This is a genomic window from Shewanella sp. 11B5 (genome assembly GCF_002836795.1).
Lineage (GTDB): Bacteria > Pseudomonadota > Gammaproteobacteria > Enterobacterales > Shewanellaceae > Shewanella > Shewanella frigidimarina.
The window spans coordinates 1-4,576 of sequence record NZ_PJAP01000467.1; the positions used below are offsets into that span (position 1 = coordinate 1).

Here is a 4,576-nt window from a genome sequence, read left to right on the forward strand (position 1 = left end):
GAAAATAAATTTGGGGAGGATTGTTCTATTGAACCTGATAAGGATTATTTACTTTTCGGAGACGAAAAAGATGAATCCGATAATGAATTCGATAATGAATTCGATGATGAATTCGATGATGAATCCGATAATGAATTCGATAATGAATTCGATGATGAATCCGATGATGAATTCGATGATGAATCCGATGATGAATTCGATGATGAATCCGATGATGAATCCGATGATGAATTCGATGATGAATCCGATGATGAATCCGATGATGAATCCGATAATGAATCCGATGATGAATCCGATGATGAAAAAGACTACTCAGAACTTGATTGTATTATTCAATCAGTAATGGCTGATATTGGTTATACAACTTACGGTGGTGTGTACACCGCTAGACTAGGAGAAGCTATTAATATTATTGTTAAGCTACATCCCGTTGAATTAATGGCGCTTAATGAGTGTGTCGAGCAGTTATTGTCTTATCGAGAATCAAAAGTTGTCTCAACTTGAGACAACTGAATTTATAAGCTTTACCATTTAGATAATACAAGTGCACATCATGTTTATATGCGATATTGATGTGCGCTCTATAATACAACAGTATTATTATGTATATGTAGTATATATCTTATTATATAGCTAACAAGTATGTAGTAATAGAACAGTAACAGAGATCTTACTATGTCTAAGCCTAATAACTCTACTATTCCTAATATAATTCGTGTGCATTCTGGCAAAACCTACATAGCAGGTGTAAATGCTTATACCCAAGCAAATAACCAGTTATGTGATCTTGCCAATCTATCTAATTCTTCTTCTAAAGTATTTAAAACACGGCTCAAAGCTTGGTTTAAAGATAAGCCGAGTAATGAGCGGTTAAATCATTTTAAGCTATTAGAACTTGGCCGTTACTTAAGCGCAATATTGATGAATCCGCTCGAATACGGCGCGATCCCCTTTGTCGATATGCTGTACTTAACTATAGACGTGCCAGAATCAGTGGTTTCTTCGCTATCTATGGCTATGAAATCTGTGCCTACGGAGCATTTTAAGCTGTATAAAACGGGCACCACTAAAGTTCTAAAGAACTACAAAGACGTGTATCAGCGCTTCGCTATGTTTGATAATCAAATGTCTTCAAAGATCATTGTCTATTGGGGAATACATCCAAAGGTTAGAGAGGAGCGCCCGAAACAGCGTTTAGTCAAAATATCATTAAATCCAGCAAGGCATAGTCCTGCCGAAATTACCGCCTTTTTCGAGTGGTTTAAGTCGTTATTAGGTGATGATGCACAGCATATTATGGAAGTGGCTAATATAACTCGCCTTGATATCGCTATGGATCTGATAGGCGTGCCGTTACCTTATTTATTAGTCGATCGTACGAATGTCAAGCTAAGAAGTTATTATCTGAATGAGAAAGCTAAAAAGTCACGTGTAGGAACGCAGAGGTTTGGCAGTCCAAAATCTAGTAAATCCTACGTTTACGACAAGTTAAGGAAATATCTAGATTTAAGGATCTGTAACGTTGATTTGCTTGTTTATGACACAGCTAAGAAGCGTTACGTACCTATTAGCCGTCTTGAGCGTGTATTCAAGTTTGCGGATTCAAAAAATCCTATTTCCCTCGCTCAACTTGAAAAGGCCCCTTATTTTCTTAAAAGCACTGTTTTCTACAATCCTATGATATTGATGTTTTTAAACGCAACACAACGCGATAGGGTTGAGAAATATGGTTTTAGCTACTGGTATCACATGATTAACTGGAAACGCTGGAAATTAAGTCGTCTGTTGCTTGATAATCGAACTTTAGACGTTAACGATGATCAATTAAAGTCAGTACAAGTTGCTGCTTTAATCCGTTTAAAGAAGCTTATTTTAGAAGCGTAAATGTGATCTTTAGACATTTTCAATGCTTGCGATATTAATCGTAACACACTAATGTGAAGACATATTAGTGTGTTTTATTATGGATAGAGATGTTTATGGACGAACCCAACATTGAGACTATTCGACATAATTTGGGTGTGGAAGATCACATCCCATTTTTTGGTTATTTGATTTATCGTAGTGATACTGATGAGTTTCTAGCTAAATTCGACATTTCCTCTGAGCGTTTGCTAAAAGCATGGCACCGCTCTCCTGACCAAGCAAAACCATTTAAAAAAATCCTTGAGGCTAATTTAGTATGCCAGCAGCTTGAGTTAGACCCTAGTATCTGTGAAATCGTGATTGGATTCGATCTAGGTAAGCAAATTGCTGTTGGCTCATTGAATAGCGATATAGTAGGAAATAACTGATATATGTACTTCCTGATTACTATGCATTCAGTACCAAAGTTCTATGATCTGACATGCCAGCAGATACTACCTGAATTGGATTACATTGATTCACTTACCAAGACATTCATTGTAAACGGCGAAGTTCGTATTCTTATACATTCATCAACCAGTTTTATGAATGGTGAGGGTGATTGGATGGTGGCTTGCCCTAGAAAAGCAATAGAACAGTTGCGTGAGCTTGATATTCACCCTTTTAAGACTAAAAGTGAGGCAAGGGAGTTTGCCAAAATCAACCACTTAGATTCCTTCCGATATCTTAAGGTTTTAGGCTAATTTAAAAGGAAATTAATATGTTAGCACGGCTTGAACAATGGATTGATCAAACGAATTTTGATTATCGCCAAAATCGAATTTGCTGCGAGCACTTACATGATGAATTCAACGGTTTCTATCCGTTGTCTTTCCTACAAGAAGCATTTTATGTTGTTGTGGATGTTATTCCTAAGCCTGATTTTCCGGAGTTACGAGCGATAGGGTTAGGTGATTTTATTGATATGCCTGTAGATGGGATCACCTACAAAAATACATACTTTGTTTTACCTCAATTCGCACAAAATCTTCGTTTACATTTCCATGAGTTGGTTCATGTCGCTCAATGGTCACATTTGGGGGTGGAGACATTTATAACAAATTATATTAATGAAATTCAGACATATGGTTATGACTATGCTCCATTAGAGACGATGGCAAAAAATGCTGATACACATTTTACTAATAATGGATTCGATAGATTTAACGTCCCAGATTATGTGGCTACAATTTTGAAATGAAGGCTTTGCTCCAAAGAGTGTTTTGCAGATTTACTCTTGAGATTGTTGTTCTGATTCTTTACGGTTCTTAAATGGTTTTTCTCAGTTTATATCGGTAGCCGGTTGCCTTGTAGGGAATAATAAATGGCTCTAACACAGATGCAGATAATCCAGTCTTTAGGCGAAGCGATGTCTTGGTTTGAACGTGAATTACAGTGGGGGGTTGAGCCGACTGAACTTCGTCATTTGATAGGACGTATTGGTGAACTATATGCTGCGCTTATATCCAATGGTCAGATGGCCACAGAGGTAAATCAAAAGGGTTACGATGTTGTTAGTGAAAAAGGTGAAAGAATTTCTGTCAAAACAACGGCAAGAATGAGAATGGGTGGCCACATTTCATTTAATCCAAAAACTCTCAGCTTAGTAGACAGAGTCATAATTCTCCGTGTTAACACTGAAGATATGCAAATTGAACTACTGTTAGATGTCAGTGTGATTGAGGCTTTACGGTTAATGAGTGTCAATCTCACAGGGAAAAGTACTATCTCCCTATCTAAGCTAATTGAGCGCCCTAAGCTTACTACTGAGTTGAAACATGTTAAGACCGCTTCATGTGGTAATCGTGTGATTAAGGAACTTGAGAACGGTGCTATTGAAGTTTATGTCGACGGTCAATTAATACCTATCGTTAAACCAGAATTGAGAAAACTGGCTGGAGAGTTGAATTTAAGTATTTTCAATGGAAATGGTAATCCATATAACACAAGACAACTTGGTGCTGTTGTTATGAATGCTTTAGGTGCTATTAACGACTAAACAGCTTCAAAGCTATTAAACTAATTATGATGGTACGACTTATAGATTGAGATGTACCAAATCCAAAGAATAAAAAGGTGGTGCTAAATGCAAGATCTTAACGAGGTGATAGTCGCTAGTGATTTAAAGTTGACAATGAAATTTGCATCTATAACAAAATGGGTGAAAGTGATTCTGGCAATAGGTGTTGTATTTGCATATTTTACAGATGCCTCATGGCTTAAAGGTATATTAGTGACTTCTGTTATTGTTTCACTTCTATTGCCACTCGGATTTTTTGATGTATTTATTCAAAAACTATTAGAGCACAACACTCAAAAGTTAGAGGAACGTCAGATAATTAATGCTACAGAAGCCAACAAGCACTTTGATAAACTGTACAAAAGGGAAAGTAGATAATGTCCATAAATGGGCCTCGATGTATAAATCATTTATGCCTTAAAGTTACTTAGAACTAAAGCTCTATTTAACTGTGCTTAGCTTCGTTTCCCATACAAAAGCTAATCGATATTGCTCTTCTAAAGAGCCCATTATTTATAGGCTAGATTGCATCAAATTGCATAGCAATAAATTTTTATAAAAAAGGAAGGAATAAGTGGTTGATAATAATTATTTAAAGGCGGACAAAAAACCAATGCTTCAGCCTGAAAATCAAAATAAGAAGTATGAAAC

6 protein-coding genes are annotated in these 4,576 nt (G+C 36.4%); all 6 read left to right on the forward strand.

The features are described 5' to 3' along the window. A partial coding sequence (locus tag CXF78_RS21430; RefSeq protein WP_180957112.1) for a hypothetical protein occupies nt 1-504 on the forward strand: 504 nt, incomplete at its 5' end. Nucleotides 505-675: 171 nt separating this feature from the next. Beyond that, entirely contained in the window at nt 676-1,884 is a 1,209-nt protein-coding gene (locus CXF78_RS10870) for a hypothetical protein (RefSeq protein ID WP_102036784.1), read from the forward strand. Between the two features lie 89 nt (nt 1,885-1,973). Continuing rightward, nucleotides 1,974-2,294 (forward strand): hypothetical protein, encoded by a 321-nt coding sequence (locus CXF78_RS10875; RefSeq protein ID WP_102036785.1) that lies wholly within the window; start codon nt 1,974-1,976, stop codon nt 2,292-2,294. Between the two features lie 332 nt (nt 2,295-2,626). Beyond that, on the forward strand, nt 2,627-3,106 hold the full coding sequence (locus CXF78_RS10885; protein ID WP_102036787.1) for a hypothetical protein: 480 nt from the start codon (nt 2,627-2,629) through the stop codon (nt 3,104-3,106). Nucleotides 3,107-3,229: 123 nt separating this feature from the next. Beyond that, the gene (locus CXF78_RS10890; RefSeq protein WP_102036788.1) at nt 3,230-3,904 is read left to right on the forward strand and encodes a DUF6998 domain-containing protein; all 675 of its coding nucleotides are present in this window, start codon (nt 3,230-3,232) and stop codon (nt 3,902-3,904) included. Nucleotides 3,905-3,991: 87 nt separating this feature from the next. Next, a complete protein-coding gene (locus tag CXF78_RS10895) occupies nt 3,992-4,303 on the forward strand; it encodes a hypothetical protein (RefSeq protein WP_102036789.1) in 312 nt (103 codons plus the stop codon). The last annotated feature ends 273 nt before the right edge of the window (nt 4,304-4,576 follow it).